We start from the raw sequence: 15600 nt of genomic DNA on the forward strand, positions 1-15600 counted from the left end.
TATACCTAACAGCTAGCAAATCTCGTGCTACTTCTTACTCGCATTGAAAAGCTTCTGCTTTTCGTCCTTGGTCAGACTTTCATATCCGGATTCGGAGATCTTATCCAGGATGGCATCAATTTCTGATTGTGGCGTTTGGTCGGCCCCTTTTGAAGTGCCAGATTTCTTTTTAGACCCTGATGGTCTCCGGTTTCCTGACCGATGGGTTACCTTGATTTTGGGTTGAGGTTTGAACAGGCTTTTTACAAAGTGGATAAAGTTGATCACCCATCCACCCATATCTGAGCCTTTGTTGAGCTGAGAAATATACAGCCACCCTACCAATGCACCACCCAGATGTGCAATCTCTCCTCCGGCATTCGCACCGGTCGTTCCAATGAAAGACATGAACACATAAAAGATGGCGATGTACTTGATTTTCACTGGTCCGATGAAAATCAAAAAGAACGTATAGTTGGGCATAAAAACCGCAGCTCCAACCACAATGGCATATACTCCAGCGGAGGCCCCTAGCATCATCGAGTCAGTCACGCGATCAGCGTAGAAAGGGAGAAAGTTGTAAATGAAAATGTAAAGCAACCCCCCGGCGAGCCCGCCGAGTACATACAATGAAATCACTCGCTTGCTATTCAAAAACTCCTGGATGATTCGTCCAAACCAGAAGAGGAAAAGCATATTGAAAAGGATATGGAAGAAATCGAAGTGTGTAAAGAAATATGTCACCAGGCTCCAAGGCTGCAGTAGCAAGCTACCCACATCTGCAGGAAGCTGCAGCTTTCTGAATACCCAAAAGAATGTGTCTGTTGCACCGCTTAAGTCAAAGAAAACTTTGAAAACACGGGCCGCTACAAACACAATCAGGTTGATCAGAATGATCTGAACTACTGCATTGTTCGGTTTGCTCCAGGCGTTGCTAAATTCCTCTTTAATTCCTCCGTTCATCGTCTAATAAAATCTTCGGGTGTCGTTTTTCCAGAGTTTCAACAAAATAAATGCAATTAGCATTCCACTCAAATGAGCTAGGTGAGCCACATTGTCTCCGGGCATCCGATTGAACTCAGCGTATAGCTCATACATCCCATAGAAAAACACCAGATATTTGGCCTTTATGGGGATCGGTGGGAAGAGCAAAAAGAGCTCAGTATTGGGGAAAAGGAAAGCAAACGCAAACAATATCCCGAATACGGCACCTGAAGCACCCACCATGGTTCCCCGTGTGATCACACCTGTGTAAATACTTTTTACAGCCGCTACTGTCTCCGATTCATAGGCTGGATTTTCATAGTAGAGGTCCAGCAACTCACCACCTCTTGCAACATTGATGAATGATTTATTCTCGATGATAAATTTCTCAAATGCCTCAGGACTTGGATTTTCAATATAAGCCTCAGCAGAATTTTTTAATGGTAGTTTTTCAACTGCATCGGCTACCCCATACAGCACCCCTGCACCAATACCACAGACCAGGTAAAAGATCAAAAAACGTTTAGATCCCCACACCATCTCGAGCATCGGAGCAAATACCAAAACAGCGATCATGTTTCCAAACAAGTGCCACATGCCACCATGGAGCCACATGTAAGTGAGAAACTGGTAAGGGGCAAACTCAGATGAATAGATCACTCGCAATCCAAACCACTCATTCAATGGGAGGTTTAGGAAGGAGGATAGTAGCAGGATTGCTACGTTGATGATCAAAATATTTTTTGCGACAGGAGTAAGTCTTCTAAACACGTTCTATTTAGCTTCTTTTAAACCATTCATTTATTTGCTCTAAGCTAACCAAAACATACGTGGGATTTCCATCCGGTGTATAATTTGGCTGCTCACAAGCGAAGAGTCTGTCCATCAGGTGATCCATCTCTTCTTCTTTCAATTTGTTGCATCGATTACCTGCTGTCCGCTTGGCCAATGCTCTTGCCAGGCTTTCATTTTTCGGCAGGTTCAGCTTTTCAGCATTGAACTTGTACTGCTCTATCAGACCTTCAAACACTTCTTTCTCGTTGCAGGGTGCCAGCTCTGAAGGGATCCCCTGAATCACAACAATGCTTTCACCCATCTGTTCAAATTCAAAACCAAGCTGATTAATTTCGTTTTTGAGCTCCATGGTCAGTGCGAAATCCGATGGATTTAAATTCACCTGCTGTGGAAACATGCACGACTGTGAGGTACCTGATCCACTTTTCATCGATTTCTGGTACTGCTCGAAAAGAATTCGCTCCAAAGCAGAAACCTTGTCCAGCACCACCATTCCACTCTTCACCTGCCGAAGCAAATAACGTCCGTGAAGGTGATAAGTTGGCTTTTTTTCTTCCTGCTCCGCAGGTTGATTCATGGAACTACTGAAAGTGGTCTGCACCACGCGCTCTTTCTCCGCTTCTTCAATGGTGGCAATTTCCTCCTGGGAAGCAGAGGCATAGAGCTCATTGAGTTTGTTCAGCCTTTCCTGATTGCTTTCCAGTGATTTGAAGGAGCCATAGTCACGATCCTTTTTATTAGAAACCGCCTGATTTTCCCGTTGAATATTTAGATGCTCAAAGCTGACATCTGCTGAAAAATCCAGGGATGGTGTGACATTGAAAGAGGCCAAAGCCTGACGAACGGCTGAGTTTATTACACCGTACAACATCCGATCGTCATCAAATTTCACCTCGGTTTTTGTAGGGTGCACATTGATGTCCACATGCACAGGGTCAATTTCAATGAACAATACATAGAAAGGAAAGTAATCTTCTTTTAGTAATCCTTCGTAGGCTCGTGTCACCGCATGATTCAAATAGGCATTTTTGATGAAGCGGTTGTTGATAAAAAAGAATTGCTCACCCCTGGTTTTCTTGGCATTTTCCGGCTTTCCAACATATCCGGTCACTCTTACCAAATCTGTCTCCTCACTGCACGGTACCAGCTGTTGCTGATAGTTTTTACCGAAAAGTTGAACGATGCGCTTGCTTAGCTTGCCGGCATCCAGCTTATACGTTTCCAGGTCGTTTTGTACCATGGTAAAGGCAATCTCCGGATTAGCCAGTGCCACTCTTTGAAATTCATCATTTATGTGACGAAGCTCCACCGGGTTTGATTTCAGGAAATTCCTACGAGCAGGGACGTTGTAAAACAGATTTTTTACACAAATGGACGTTCCCTGATTGTAAGCGATAGGTTCCTGGCTTTTCACCTCAGATGACTCAATAATGAGCTGTGTACCTAGTTCGTCATCCGTTTGACGTGTTTTTAATTCTACCTGCGCCACCGCTGCAATGGAGGCCATTGCTTCTCCACGAAAACCCAATGTCTTGATTTTGAAAAGGTCGTCTGAAGTGCGGATTTTGGAAGTAGCATGTCGCTCAAAACTCATGCGAGCATCTGTGCCGCTCATTCCACATCCATTGTCCACTACCTGGATAAGTGATTTTCCAGCATCTTTGACGATGAGTTTGATAGATGTAGCCCCTGCATCCACACTATTTTCCAGCATTTCTTTCACAACAGAAGCAGGACGTTGCACAACCTCACCAGCGGCTATCTGGTTGGCAATGCTATCGGGCAATAAGTGAATTACATCACTCATTTACGTTTCCTTAAAGTTTTCAATCTGTAGAGCAGATAAATCGGTACAGCAACCCACAGCAAGTAATAGAAGACTTCATTTCCAAACTGGAGCCAGCCCAAAACCATGACTCCAAGTAGCGCCGCAATCCCCAATTGAAGCATGGATGTGAAGGGTGCTGATTTCGTTTTCCTTTTGAAGTTGATTTTGGAAGCACGATAATCACTGGTTTCTTTTCCTTCCATTTCTTCCTTAATTCGCTCAGTACGTTCCTTTATTTCTTCTTTCACCGGATCGTAATACCTGGGTTGTATTCGAAATTGTTGGTGTTTTGGTAGACGAAAAAGGGATGGAAATCGCATTGGGTATAATTATTGGTCGAATGTTCGTGTTAATGAACACGACTTGTTTGAAAAATTGTTCAAATTTAATGTCATATTACCGTTTATGAGAGGTTATCTCTTAATAGTATTTGTCTTTATTGGCACATCTGCCTTTGCGTCTGATAATGAGGTGAAAGAGGAGGTGTGGATAGACGGTGATTCCTTTTATAAATCCATCCGACACACAAAAAAATCTACCATCTATTTTAAAGAGTGGTCTGGATACGTTGACCAGTTTTTGAAAGATGAGAGTTACTACGTTGCATTACAGTTGGATGATCAATTTGATCCACTACCAAAAGATGCGATCGAACTTCCTTCATTGGCTACCATAGCTGCTATCGGCGATGATGAGTTAAAAAAAGACTATTTCCGGTTTCTGGAAAGATTTGGGAGAACGCATGGTGTAAACCACATGGTGCTACCGGACACCAGCGAATATTCAGGAATTGAAAGGGAGGTAATCAAGCAAGCAAACGTGCAATCCCCCTTTTATTTTCTTCATAGATCATCGCTATCAAGGAGTATCCCTGACTCCAGAAAAGAGTTTGAAGATGAGGCTATATCCAAACCTACCATTTGGCTTGCGGATCAGGGGATGAACACGAGTAAGCTGAATCGGTGGAGCAATAAGTTGGAGAATGGTCATCGAGCTTCTTTTTATGAGCAGCTTAGAGAGGCAAAGCAAACATCCTTTTTCCCGGCCTATGAACTACCTCAGTCACTAAAAAGAGATGTTTTCATGGCCAGCACAGTGGCAGTCGATTCCAAAAGTACCTTTCCTCTACGGGCTGAAACAATCACATACCTGGGGCTGGATATCCAATTAAAGAATCGTTTAAAGCAGTATGTAAAGTTGCTTGATTACAGAATGCCAGGAGTTCCGTGTTTGGTTGACTTAAGAAATCATGAGGGACAGATTGAGGAGGATGACATCATTCTTCAGGTAGGCATGAAAAGGCCCAATCACGCCTCTTTGACATTACCGGAAGTATCAGTAGCTGAGCAGGATGTCCTTATCGCAAAGATGCTGTTTGGTGCACATGAAATTGTCGGGAGAAGTTTGCACCCCTTCACTCGAAGGATAGAAAACCCTCGGTTTATTGGCTATTCCGATCTGGAGCACGCTGGCCTGGATCGCAATCATTTTCAGTGGGTTGATTCGATTGCTGCTGAAGCGATTCAAAAGTTTGCTACTCCCGGGATGCAATTGGCGGTAGTTAAAGATGGTGACATTGTTTTTGAGAGGGCTTATGGACACTATACCTACGACAGCCTGAGAGAGGTCTCAACCGAGACGGTTTATGATATTGCTTCAGTCACCAAAGTGGCTGGTACACTCCCTGCCATCGCTTTACTCATTGATCAGGGGAAAATCAGTCTGGATGATTCGGTGAGCACGCATCTTTCCATATTTGAAAAGTCTAATAAATCCAGTGTTACAATACGCCAATTGCTGGCTCATAACGCTGGCCTGCGATCCTACGTGCCATTTTGGAGCATGATGATGGATGGCGATCGTTTGGATGCCTTTTACTATAAAACGGCGGAAGATGAAGCAAAAGACATCAGAACCTATGGATTGGAACCACACCCAGGTATGTTGGATTCCCTGAAAAGTTTCATTGTAAAATCTAAACTGATAAAGGATCCCAAAGCATACAATTACAGCGACCTGGGGTTTATGATCCTTCATTTGATAATTGAGGAAATTTCAGGACAACCATTCGATGTGTTTTTAAATGAAAATTTTTATCAGCCAATGGGGTTGAGAAGCACTACCTTCAACCCGATTAGAAACGGTATTTCACCCAAAAACATCGCACCAACGGAATACGATCAGCGATACCGAAACTATCAGGTGTGGGGTGAGGTTCATGATCGGAATGCACTGGTTTTTGGTGGAGTGGCAGGGCACGCCGGACTGTTTTCTACTGCGGGCGATTTGTCCAGAATGATGTCCATGTTTCTCAATGGAGGCTTCTATGGCGGTCGTCAGTACATTTCTACGGAGACGTTAGACTTACTTAATATTAGATATTTCGAAAATAATCGAAGGGGCCTTGGCTGGGACAAAAAGGATGGTGAAAAGGACTCAGCTTCATCGCTGGCCAGTGACGAAAGTTTTGGCCATACAGGCTTTACCGGCACCATGGTATGGGCAGATCCTAAACACAAGCTTATCTATGTTTTCCTATCAAATCGTATTTATCCTGATGCAGATAACTGGAGACTTGGCACGTTGAATACACGCACACACATTCACGATGTAATTTATCAATCACTCGAAAGTTCAAAATTGCGAAACTAAAAGTTTACTATCTCGGTTTAAATCCCTTGAAGAAAAAGCCTAACAAAAAATGAAGGTAGGAATAGTATGTTATCCAACGTATGGTGGTAGTGGAGTAGTGGCCACAGAGCTAGGTAAAGCGTTAGCCAAGGAAGGTCACGAAATACACTTCATCACCTATTCTCAGCCTACCCGGCTAGACTTTTTCAATCCCAACCTATACTATCATGAGGTAAGTGTTAAGTCTTACCCGCTTTTTCAATACGCCCCGTATGAGCTGGCTCTGGCAAGTAAAATGGTAGATGTGGTTTTGAATGAGAAGCTTGATCTGCTTCATGTGCACTATGCCGTACCCCACGCATCTGCTGCCTACATGGCACAGCAAATACTTAAAACAAAAGGTTATGAAATACCTTTTATAACCACCCTTCACGGAACGGATATTACAATCGTAGGAAAAGATGCTACAAACGAGCCAGTCGTGACATTTTCAATCAACGAATCAGATGGGGTGACAGCTGTATCGGAAGATTTGAAAAATGATACGCTAGAGCACTTTGATATTTCTGTGCCTATAGAGGTCATTCCAAACTTCATTGATCTGGAAAGATTCAAAAAACAACCAAAAGATCATTTTAAGAAAGCCATTTGTCCTAATGGGGAGAAGTTGGTGGTGCACACCTCCAATTTCAGAAAAGTGAAAAGGGTGGATGATGTGCTGAAAGTATTTTGTGAGCTTAGAAAAGTAGTTCCATCAAAACTACTTCTTATCGGCGATGGACCGGAACGGAAAAAGATGGAGGATACGGCAAGGGAAATATGTTCAGAGGATATCCGATTCCTTGGCAAGCTGGAGGCAGTGGAGGAGGTTCTCTCAGTCAGTGATCTTTTCTTAATGACTTCAGAGAAAGAGAGCTTTGGCTTGGCTGCCTTGGAAGCCATGGCGTGCGAAGTGCCGGTGATCTCCTCAAATGCAGGAGGACTGCCCGAATTGAATAAAGAAGGGGTTTCGGGTTACGTTTGTGATGTTGGTGATATAGATACGATGGTCAAGCGAGCCATTCATATTTTGGACAATAAAAATCTGGATACTTTCAAGCGAGGAGCCCTGAATCGAGCCATGGAATTTGATATTAAAAATATTTTACCAAAATACGAGGCTTATTATCACGCCGTTTTAGAGAAACATCAAAAGTCTTTATCAGAGAGTTTGTGAAAAATTAGGGTTTCTTTTCCCTAATTTTGCCCTTGAAGAAAACGAAGCAATGGAATTAAAGAATAAACCACACGCAAAAGGAACGAAGGCACTTTTTAAGAATAAATTTCTTGAAAAGCTAACTCGAACGCACATCGCTATTCCTTTGGTTGTGTTCTCGATCATTTCAACAGGTCTCATGATCTACGGATTTCAGGAGTCTTATCTCACTGGAATGAGCGCAGTGCTTTTATTTGTTGGAGGCTTTATGTCTTTCACTTTGGTAGAGTACCTGATGCATAGATTTGTTTTTCACCTGACACCCACAACAGAGAAAAGAGAAAAATTCGCTTATACTGTTCATGGTGTGCATCATGATTACCCGAAAGATAAAGACAGACTGGCTATGCCGATCCCATTAAGTCTGGCATTAGCTACGGGCTTTTTCTTTTTGTTTGAGCTCTTCATGGGAGTAAATGTCTACGGCTTTTTGCCGGGTTTCCTGATCGGGTATGCTGCCTACCTATGGGTGCACTATATGGTACATGCATTTCAGCCACCTAAAAATTTCTGGAAAGTGCTCTGGGTACATCATGGCATTCACCATTACAAAGATCCGGGAAATGCCTTTGGTGTGTCCTCACCGTTCTGGGACCTGGTTTTCAGAACTATGCCGAAGAAATAATTACTTTTCCTTCTTCTTTTTCTTAGCAGCTTTTTTGGCAGCCTTGGCTTTACGCTTTTCAGGGGAGGCAGGCTCAAGTGTGGCTCTAAACAAAAAATCCCTCGTTCCCCAAAACAAATTGGAGACTAATGAAGCGAATATGGGTCTTCTGCCAGGCATAATAAGGTGATTCTATAACGTTAATTTAACGCAAAAAATTCTCATTTCATCATCTGATGAAATCATTCTTGGGGGATTTTAGTTAAGTTAATGCTATGATCGGATACCGATTTACTGAATTCATTCCCGAAAAAAATCCTGAGCAAAATACGTTCGATAATTTGCTTAATATTTTTCTGCAACTACTTGTAATCACCTCCGGTGATGTAAACGAGGCTCTAAGCTGGCTTACCAACCTGGATCGCGAACATGGTATCTCAAATGCAGAGTACGGTATTGGTGATTTTATAGATGATCTAAGAAATAAAGGATATATCGATGATCGTAACGAGAAAGGAGAATTCAGGATCACCGCCAAGAGCGAACAGGAAATTCGAAAAAGTGCACTAGAGGAAATCTTCGGAAAACTGAAAAAATCAGGAAAGGGAAATCATCGCACGGATCATACTGGCATTGGGGATGAGATCACTTCAGATTATCGGGAGTTTCAGTTTGGCGACTCGCTTGAGCAAATAGAGATGACAGAAAGTTTGCGAAACGCCCAAATCAATCACGGGCTAAATGATCTGACGCTCACAGAAAATGATCTGGAGATTCGTGAGCGTGAGTACAAAACGCAAACATCCACCGTGCTAATGATTGATATTAGCCACTCGATGATTTTATATGGGGAAGATCGAATTACCCCAGCCAAGAAAGTGGCAATGGCGTTGGCAGAATTGATCAAAAGGAAGTACCCGAAGGATACTTTGGATGTGATTGTTTTTGGTAATGATGCCTGGCAGATTGAAGTAAAAGATCTGCCATATTTAAATGTGGGCCCATATCACACCAATACTGTAGCAGGCTTGGAGTTGGCTATGGATTTATTGAGGAGAAGAAAAAACAAAAACAAGCAAATCTTCATGATTACGGACGGAAAGCCCACCTGCCTGAAAGAAGGAATCAAATACTATAAAAATAGCTTTGGGCTTGACCCGAAGATCTTAAATAAAACCTTGAATCTCGCTGCACAGTGCCGAAGAATCAATATACCTATCACTACCTTTATGATTGCCTCGGATCCATACTTGCAAGAGTTTGTCAGGGAGTTTACCGAAGTGAACAATGGAAATGCATACTACAGTAGTTTGCAGGGGCTGGGCAATCTCATTTTTGAAGACTACAGAAGGAACAGAAGAAAAAACCTTTAGGCTTTACCACCTTAATTTATACCATTAATGAACTATAGAGACTTATCTACGGATCAGAAGCTGAAGATTTCCACACTGGGAGAATTGAAAGATTCAGGGTATGAGCCCATATCGATCAAAGAGGAATTGAGAACGAACCTGATCAAAGCAAAAAAACAGAATAAGAATGTTTTTGAGGGAATCTGGGGCTATGAAGATACGGTAATCCCGGATGTGGAGCGAGCGATTCTTTCCCGTCATAATATCAATTTTCTTGGATTACGAGGACAGGCAAAAACACGAATGGCTCGAATGATGACAGGCTTGTTGGATGAGTACATTCCTGTAGTGGAAGGAGCCCCCTTGAATGATGATCCTTTAAATCCCATCTCAAAGTTTGCCAAGGATAAAGTCGCGGAGTTAGGTGATAAAACACCTGTTGGGTGGATGCACCGAAATGAACGTTATACCGAAAAGTTGGCGACTCCCGATGTGACCATTGCGGATTTGATTGGTGATGTGGACCCTATTAAAGCAGCAAGTTTGAAGTTACCCTATTCGGATGAACGGGTAATTCATTTTGGACTGGTTCCAAGATCGCATCGTGGAATTTTTGTGATCAATGAATTACCAGATCTTCAGGCGAGAATTCAGGTTGCGCTTTTTAATATTCTGCAGGAAGGCGATATTCAGATCAGAGGGTTCAAACTGCGAATGCCATTGGATATCCAATTTGTGTTCACGGCCAATCCTGAGGATTATACAAACAGAGGCTCGATTGTTACTCCATTGAAAGACCGTATCGATAGCCAGATTATCACCCACTACCCTTCATCCATCGATATTGGGAAGAAGATCACCCATCAGGAGGCTATGCTTTCTGATGAACAGGAGGCAACCATCGAGGTATATGACTTGGCAAAAGACCTGATTGAGCAAATAGCTATGGAAGCCAGAGATAGTGAGTATGTGGATGCGAAGAGTGGGGTTTCGGCTCGTCTTACCATCTCAGCGTATGAAAACCTGGTAAGTGCCTGTGAGCGACGCATGCTGACGAGTGGTGAGGAAAAAACGAGTGTTCGCGTCACAGATTTCATTGGAGTAATTCCAGCAATAACAGGTAAGGTGGAGCTGGTTTATGAGGGTGAGCAGGAAGGACCGGGTATTGTAGCCAACAACCTGGTAGGGAAAGCCATCCGTTCGCAATTCATCAGCTATTTTCCGGATCCGGAAAAAGAAAGAAAGAAAGAGAAAGGTAACCCTTATGAGCCCATCAAAGAATGGTTTGAAAAAGGGAATATGGTTGACCTGATTTTCAATGCGAAAGAGAAAGAATATCAGAAAGAGCTAAAAAACATTACGGGTTTGGAGAAGCTGGTTGAGAAATATCAGAAAACTTCCCACGAAGGGTTTAAGTACTTTTTGATGGAATTTGCGTTATTTGGATTAGCAGAGTATAGTATGCTCAGCAAGCATCAACTGGAGCAAGGAATGCAGTTCAAAGATTTATTTACCAGCATGTTCAACATGCCTGAGATGGGGGACGATGAATGAGCAAGTCAAAGAGGCACTTAAATTAATTCGTGGAGGAGAAGGGCAGTTTGTAGAGTTCAAGAAAAAGGCCAATCATCCTGAAAAAATCATTCGCGAGGTGGTAGCGTTTGCCAATAGCACCGGTGGCCACCTTTTTATTGGTGTAGATGATAATGGCACCCTGGCTGGCCTTAAATATCCCGAAGACGAAGAGTACGTTTTAACAAAAGCGATCAACGAATTGTGCCGTCCTGCCATTCTGTTTTCAGTAGAAGTTTTGCAGGTCAGGGAAGATGTTGAAATTCTTCATTACCGCATTCCAGAGAGCGTGCACAAGCCACATTTTGCTTTTTTGGAGAAAAAGCATCGCTATGGCAAAGCATTTGTGCGTTCGGATGACCAATCGATCCAGGCCAGTTATGAGGTAAGGCAAATATTGAAAAGAAGTAAGCGGGCTCACCAGCCCATAGAATTTGAAGAAAAGACACGGCAATTATTCAAATATTTCGAAAATCATCCCGGAATCACGCTTGCAGAATACACCCAGTTAAGTGGCCTTAATAAGAAGCTTGCTTCTAATAAGTTAATTCATCTGGCTTTATCCGGTGCTTTAAAAATAGAGCCGAAGAATGGCGGAGACATCTTCATGCCTGCCGAATAATTTTTCGTCAAATTCCTTTCGTTTCACTTCTTTTTTTCAGGCGAAACTCCAATATTACAGATGATCCTTTTCGGAGAAATGATAAACCCACCGACGCATGGCTAAAAGCACCAAGCAGAAGAAAATATTTGTATTAGACACTTCAGTAATTCTTTATTCACACGACTCCATTTTGAACTTCGCAGAGCATGATGTGGGCATTCCCATCACGGTTTTGGAGGAGCTGGATCAGTTTAAAAAAGGGAATGACACGAAAAACTTTGAAGCTCGTGAGTTCATTCGTTTGTTGGATCGTCTGGCCAAAGATCACAGCTTACAGGACTGGATTCCACTGAATGGAAAAACCAAAGGGTGCTTCAAGGTGATAATGGACTCTGACAGCACACTGGATGCTACACAGATTTTCAATGACGGCAAGAATGATCACCGGATTCTAAACGCAGCTCTGACGATCAAAGAGCAGGAACCAAAGCGAAAAGTCACTTTGGTTTCGAAAGACATCAACCTTCGTCTAAAAGCAAAATCTTTACAGCTTCCGGCCGAAGATTATGAAACGGGTAAAATCAAGAATGTCAATACCCTTACAACAGGCAAGACAGAGCTTGATGACATCAATTCTGAGCACATCGATGAGCTCTTTAAAAACAACGTGATTGACAGGAAGAAGGCTTTGAAGCGCAAAAAATTTCCAGCAAATAATTATTTCATTCTCAAGAGTGAGAAGAATTCTGTGCTTGGGTATTATAATCCAATCGAAGATACGATCGAGAAAGTGGACAAGCAGACGGTTTACGGTATTAAGCCAAAGAACGCAGAGCAAACCTTTGCGATGCATGCTATGCTGAATCCGGAGATTAAGCTGGTGAGTATAAATGGAGTGGCAGGTACAGGAAAGACACTTTTGGCTCTTGCTTCCGCACTGGAACAACGGCGAAATTTCAAACAGATATACCTGGCACGACCGATTGTTCCTTTGAGTAATAAAGACATTGGCTATCTGCCCGGCGACATTAAATCCAAGTTGAATCCGTACATGGAGCCGCTATGGGACAACCTGAAGTATATCCAACATCAGTTTAAGGAAAATGACAAAGAGTTTACCCGAATTACCGACATGGTAAATCAGGAAAAACTGATGATCACACCCTTAGCTTACATTCGTGGAAGGAGTTTGTCCAATATTTTCTTCATTGTGGATGAAGCGCAAAATCTGACCCCACATGAAATAAAGACAATTATTACCAGGGCAGGTGAGAATACGAAGATCATTTTTACGGGCGATATCTATCAGATCGATACGCCATACCTTGATTCACAGTCGAATGGTCTTTCATACCTCATCGACCGAATCAAGGATCACCCGATGTTTGCACACATCACTCTTGAGAAGGGAGAAAGATCAGAACTTGCCAACCTGGCTAATGAGCTATTGTAATGCCTTATATTGAAGTAATTCAACCGGAAGAAGCAGAAGGAAAGCTTAAGGAGATTTACGACGGGCTGGTAAAAAGCCGAGGGAAAATTGCTGAGGTACACAAAATTCAATCGCTCAACCCTGAGTCGATTATGAATCACATGGATCTTTATATGACGATCATGTTTGGGAAGTCTCCACTAAAAAGGGTGCATCGGGAGATGATGGCGGTGATTGTTTCTATTTCCAATCAATGTGAGTATTGCCAAATACATCACCTGGAGGCAGTGAAGAACTTTTGGAGAGATGAGGAAAAGCTAGCTGCCTTTCAGGAAAATTTCGAAAGTGTCCCTTTGGATGAAAAAGAAAGGGCCCTTTGTAGGTACGCTAAAGAATTAACTGAAAACCCAGAGAAATCTAAAGATGCCGGATTGATTAACCCTCTGAAAAATAAAGGGTTGACCGACAGAGAAGTATTAGACGCAACATTAGTCATTTCCTATTTTAATTTCGTGAATAGAATTGTTTTAGCATTAGGTGTTGACCTGGAAGAAAATCCAGGTGGCTATAAGTATGAATAGGCATCTAAATTCATCGGATTTCGTTAGGTTTAGCTGGTCAAAAATTCTAGTAAATGATAAAACTACAAGACGTTAGCAAATTCATTGAGTCCAAATATCAGCGGACATTCATTCTGAAAGGAATTGATCTGGAGATAAATGAAGGTGAATTTGTGAGTATAATGGGGCCATCCGGTTCCGGTAAATCAACCCTTCTGAATATTGTAGGCATGCTGGACAAGCCATCCGAAGGTGAATATTATTTCATGGATGAACCCGTACACAAGCTACGAGAGAAACGAATTTCGAGAATTCATAAGGAGCATATCGGATTTATTTTCCAGGCCTATCACCTGATCGATGAACTAACAGTTTACGAAAACATTGAGACACCCCTGATTTACCGAGGGATCAAAGGAAAAGAGCGGGCTAGCATGATTGCAGAGATGCTTGATCGTTTCAACATGGTAGCTAAAAAGGATCTGTTTCCAGAGCAGTTATCGGGAGGCCAGCAGCAACTTGTCGGGGTAGTAAGAGCGATCATTGGTAAACCAAAACTACTTCTGGCTGATGAGCCAACGGGCAACCTACATTCATCTCAAGGTGAAGAGGTAATGAATATACTAAAACAGCTCCATGATGATGGAATGACCATTATTCAGGTAACTCATAACGAAAAGTTTGCCGAGTACGGTTCACGCATTATCCAACTGGAGGATGGTCGAATAGTTGACTAGCTCATCTTTTAGGTTAGATGGGTTACTAAAATCCTTATATTTGGATTAAGAGAAGATTATTTTTAACAAAACCTATCTAACCTATGAATATGCCCGAATATTTAGAAACCCTAGTGAACTCCGTCAATGATTCTTTGCCGGGTGTGCTTGGTGCTGTTATAGTCTTTATCGTTGGCTGGCTTTTAGCCTTGCTGGTGAGAAGGATTGTACATGGCCTAATGAAAAAAACAGAATGGGATGAGCGCCTATTGGGGAATACCATTGTAGACACCAATAAATTCATTGCCAACTTTGTATACTACATCCTGATGTTCATCATCTTGTTGGTGGTGCTCGAAATACTTGGCGTGAGCTACATTCTGGATCCAATCAAAGGGATGTACCATGGCTTTATTGAGTTCATTCCAAAAATCATTGTCAGTATCATCACATTCTTCGTTGGGTATATCGTTGCTAAGTTCCTTTCGAACATTGTGAAAATGGCAGGTAGTGTCATCGATAGGCTGGCCAACAAGATCGGATTCAAAGAGACAGACAAGCTGGTTTATTTCATTCAGCAGGTCATTTTCATTATCGTACTGATCCCATTCATCATTCAGGGATTGAATGCATTAGAGCTCGATGCGATTACGACACCTGCTAATAATGTCCTTCACGAAATGCTGGACTCTGTCCCGAATATCATCGGAGCAATCCTCATCATTTCCATTTTTGTAGTTGGGGGAAGGTTCATCACTTCTTTTGTGAAAGATCTCTTGGCGAATGTTGGTTTGGATAATCTGATTGAAAGGTTGCAGCTAAAGTCAGTCCTGGGGGATCAAAAACTCTCAGGTATTGTAGCTAATATCATCTTCTTTTTCATGGTATTCTTTGGTGTGATATCAGGTGTAGAAATGCTTGGGCTTGATCGTTTGGCAGAGGTATTACATACCATTCTGAATCTTTCCGGCAATGTGCTATTTGGGTTGATCATACTTGTCATGGGTAACTTCTTAGGCTCCATCATTTACAAATCAATGAACAACTCAGGGGAGAACGCATTTGTGGCGGGAATTGCCAGGGTAGCGATCATTGGATTGTTTTTGGCTATCGCATTGCGAACAATGGGTATTGCCAATAGCATCGTTGAGTTAGCTTTCGGTCTGACGCTAGGGGCGATTGCAGTAGCCGTGGCGCTTTCTTATGGTCTTGGAGGACGTGAGGCTGCAGGCAAGCACATGGAAGAAATTCTCAAGCGCTTTAGAGGAAAAAAATAATATTTCAACTA

Annotated in this window: 15 protein-coding genes; 10 read left to right on the forward strand and 5 right to left on the reverse strand. The window is 42.4% G+C overall.

What is annotated here, in order from left to right; genetic code table 11:
* Positions 1 to 27: 27 nt before the first annotated feature.
* The 4 genes from ACXAH9_RS11555 to ACXAH9_RS11570 are packed head-to-tail and all read right to left on the reverse strand — an operon-like array spanning position 28 to position 3906.
* Positions 28 to 942 carry a rhomboid family intramembrane serine protease gene (locus ACXAH9_RS11555; RefSeq protein ID WP_474895022.1) on the reverse strand — a complete coding sequence of 305 codons (915 nt, stop codon included), beginning with the start codon at positions 940 to 942 and terminating at the stop codon, positions 28 to 30.
* A 3-nt stretch (positions 943 to 945) separates the two neighbouring features.
* Positions 946 to 1734, reverse strand: coding sequence for a rhomboid family intramembrane serine protease (locus tag ACXAH9_RS11560; RefSeq protein WP_474895023.1), 789 nt, complete (start codon positions 1732 to 1734; stop codon positions 946 to 948).
* Positions 1735 to 1741: 7 nt separating this feature from the next.
* The gene (gene mutL / locus ACXAH9_RS11565; RefSeq protein ID WP_474895024.1) at positions 1742 to 3565 is read right to left on the reverse strand and encodes a DNA mismatch repair endonuclease MutL; all 1824 of its coding nucleotides are present in this window, start codon (positions 3563 to 3565) and stop codon (positions 1742 to 1744) included.
* On the reverse strand, positions 3562 to 3906 hold the full coding sequence (locus tag ACXAH9_RS11570; RefSeq protein WP_474895025.1) for a hypothetical protein: 345 nt from the start codon (positions 3904 to 3906) through the stop codon (positions 3562 to 3564). Before ACXAH9_RS11570 ends, mutL begins: the two co-directional genes overlap by 4 nt.
* Before the next feature lie 85 nt (positions 3907 to 3991).
* Here ACXAH9_RS11570 and ACXAH9_RS11575 point away from each other — a divergent pair, with 85 nt between their 5' ends.
* Genes ACXAH9_RS11575 through ACXAH9_RS11585 form a run of 3 tightly spaced genes read left to right on the forward strand, consistent with a single transcriptional unit; the run spans position 3992 to position 8097 of the window.
* Entirely contained in the window at positions 3992 to 6238 is a 2247-nt protein-coding gene (locus ACXAH9_RS11575; RefSeq protein ID WP_474895026.1) for a serine hydrolase domain-containing protein, read from the forward strand.
* A 49-nt stretch (positions 6239 to 6287) separates the two neighbouring features.
* Positions 6288 to 7433: an N-acetyl-alpha-D-glucosaminyl L-malate synthase BshA gene (gene bshA / locus ACXAH9_RS11580; protein ID WP_474895027.1), complete on the forward strand. Its 1146-nt coding sequence runs from the start codon at positions 6288 to 6290 to the stop codon at positions 7431 to 7433.
* 49 nt (positions 7434 to 7482) lie between these two features.
* On the forward strand, positions 7483 to 8097 hold the full coding sequence (locus tag ACXAH9_RS11585) for a sterol desaturase family protein (RefSeq protein WP_474895028.1): 615 nt from the start codon (positions 7483 to 7485) through the stop codon (positions 8095 to 8097).
* Here the strand turns inward: ACXAH9_RS11585 and ACXAH9_RS11590 are convergent, their stop codons facing one another.
* A complete protein-coding gene (locus ACXAH9_RS11590; RefSeq protein WP_474895029.1) occupies positions 8098 to 8256 on the reverse strand; it encodes a hypothetical protein in 159 nt (52 codons plus the stop codon).
* A gap of 95 nt (positions 8257 to 8351) precedes the next feature.
* Here ACXAH9_RS11590 and ACXAH9_RS11595 point away from each other — a divergent pair, with 95 nt between their 5' ends.
* The 7 genes from ACXAH9_RS11595 to ACXAH9_RS11625 all read left to right on the forward strand — a co-directional run bounded on the left by ACXAH9_RS11595 (position 8352) and on the right by ACXAH9_RS11625 (position 15589).
* On the forward strand, positions 8352 to 9449 hold the full coding sequence (locus ACXAH9_RS11595) for a vWA domain-containing protein (RefSeq protein WP_474895030.1): 1098 nt from the start codon (positions 8352 to 8354) through the stop codon (positions 9447 to 9449).
* 27 nt (positions 9450 to 9476) lie between these two features.
* On the forward strand, positions 9477 to 10982 hold the full coding sequence (locus ACXAH9_RS11600) for a P-loop NTPase family protein (RefSeq protein WP_474895031.1): 1506 nt from the start codon (positions 9477 to 9479) through the stop codon (positions 10980 to 10982).
* On the forward strand, positions 10975 to 11622 hold the full coding sequence (locus tag ACXAH9_RS11605) for an AlbA family DNA-binding domain-containing protein (protein WP_474895032.1): 648 nt from the start codon (positions 10975 to 10977) through the stop codon (positions 11620 to 11622). The genes ACXAH9_RS11600 and ACXAH9_RS11605 overlap by 8 nt, the downstream gene beginning before the upstream one ends.
* A 97-nt stretch (positions 11623 to 11719) precedes the next feature.
* The gene (locus tag ACXAH9_RS11610; RefSeq protein WP_474895033.1) at positions 11720 to 13057 is read left to right on the forward strand and encodes a PhoH family protein; all 1338 of its coding nucleotides are present in this window, start codon (positions 11720 to 11722) and stop codon (positions 13055 to 13057) included.
* The gene (locus ACXAH9_RS11615) at positions 13057 to 13617 is read left to right on the forward strand and encodes a carboxymuconolactone decarboxylase family protein (RefSeq protein WP_474895034.1); all 561 of its coding nucleotides are present in this window, start codon (positions 13057 to 13059) and stop codon (positions 13615 to 13617) included. Before ACXAH9_RS11610 ends, ACXAH9_RS11615 begins: the two co-directional genes overlap by 1 nt.
* Positions 13618 to 13670: 53 nt before the next feature.
* Positions 13671 to 14333: an ABC transporter ATP-binding protein gene (locus tag ACXAH9_RS11620; RefSeq protein ID WP_474895035.1), complete on the forward strand. Its 663-nt coding sequence runs from the start codon at positions 13671 to 13673 to the stop codon at positions 14331 to 14333.
* Positions 14334 to 14422: 89 nt separating this feature from the next.
* Positions 14423 to 15589, forward strand: coding sequence for a mechanosensitive ion channel (locus ACXAH9_RS11625; protein ID WP_474895036.1), 1167 nt, complete (start codon positions 14423 to 14425; stop codon positions 15587 to 15589).
* Positions 15590 to 15600 lie beyond the last annotated feature (11 nt).

The organism is Ekhidna sp. ABH4_415, from assembly GCF_056161305.1.

Bases quoted from the DNA above. Each gene is read 5' to 3' on its own strand.
- ACXAH9_RS11555 (WP_474895022.1), bottom strand. From the start codon at position 942: ATGAACGGAGGAATTAAAGAGGAATTTAGCAACGCCTGGAGCAAACCG.
- mutL (WP_474895024.1), bottom strand. From the start codon at position 3,565: ATGAGTGATGTAATTCACTTATTGCCCGATAGCATTGCCAACCAGATA.
- ACXAH9_RS11570 (WP_474895025.1), bottom strand. From the start codon at position 3,906: ATGCGATTTCCATCCCTTTTTCGTCTACCAAAACACCAACAATTTCGA.
- ACXAH9_RS11575 (WP_474895026.1), top strand. From the start codon at position 3,992: ATGAGAGGTTATCTCTTAATAGTATTTGTCTTTATTGGCACATCTGCC.
- bshA (WP_474895027.1), top strand. From the start codon at position 6,288: ATGAAGGTAGGAATAGTATGTTATCCAACGTATGGTGGTAGTGGAGTA.
- ACXAH9_RS11585 (WP_474895028.1), top strand. From the start codon at position 7,483: ATGGAATTAAAGAATAAACCACACGCAAAAGGAACGAAGGCACTTTTT.
- ACXAH9_RS11590 (WP_474895029.1), bottom strand. From the start codon at position 8,256: ATGCCTGGCAGAAGACCCATATTCGCTTCATTAGTCTCCAATTTGTTT.
- ACXAH9_RS11595 (WP_474895030.1), top strand. From the start codon at position 8,352: ATGATCGGATACCGATTTACTGAATTCATTCCCGAAAAAAATCCTGAG.
- ACXAH9_RS11600 (WP_474895031.1), top strand. From the start codon at position 9,477: ATGAACTATAGAGACTTATCTACGGATCAGAAGCTGAAGATTTCCACA.
- ACXAH9_RS11605 (WP_474895032.1), top strand. From the start codon at position 10,975: ATGAATGAGCAAGTCAAAGAGGCACTTAAATTAATTCGTGGAGGAGAA.
- ACXAH9_RS11610 (WP_474895033.1), top strand. From the start codon at position 11,720: ATGGCTAAAAGCACCAAGCAGAAGAAAATATTTGTATTAGACACTTCA.
- ACXAH9_RS11615 (WP_474895034.1), top strand. From the start codon at position 13,057: ATGCCTTATATTGAAGTAATTCAACCGGAAGAAGCAGAAGGAAAGCTT.
- ACXAH9_RS11620 (WP_474895035.1), top strand. From the start codon at position 13,671: ATGATAAAACTACAAGACGTTAGCAAATTCATTGAGTCCAAATATCAG.
- ACXAH9_RS11625 (WP_474895036.1), top strand. From the start codon at position 14,423: ATGCCCGAATATTTAGAAACCCTAGTGAACTCCGTCAATGATTCTTTG.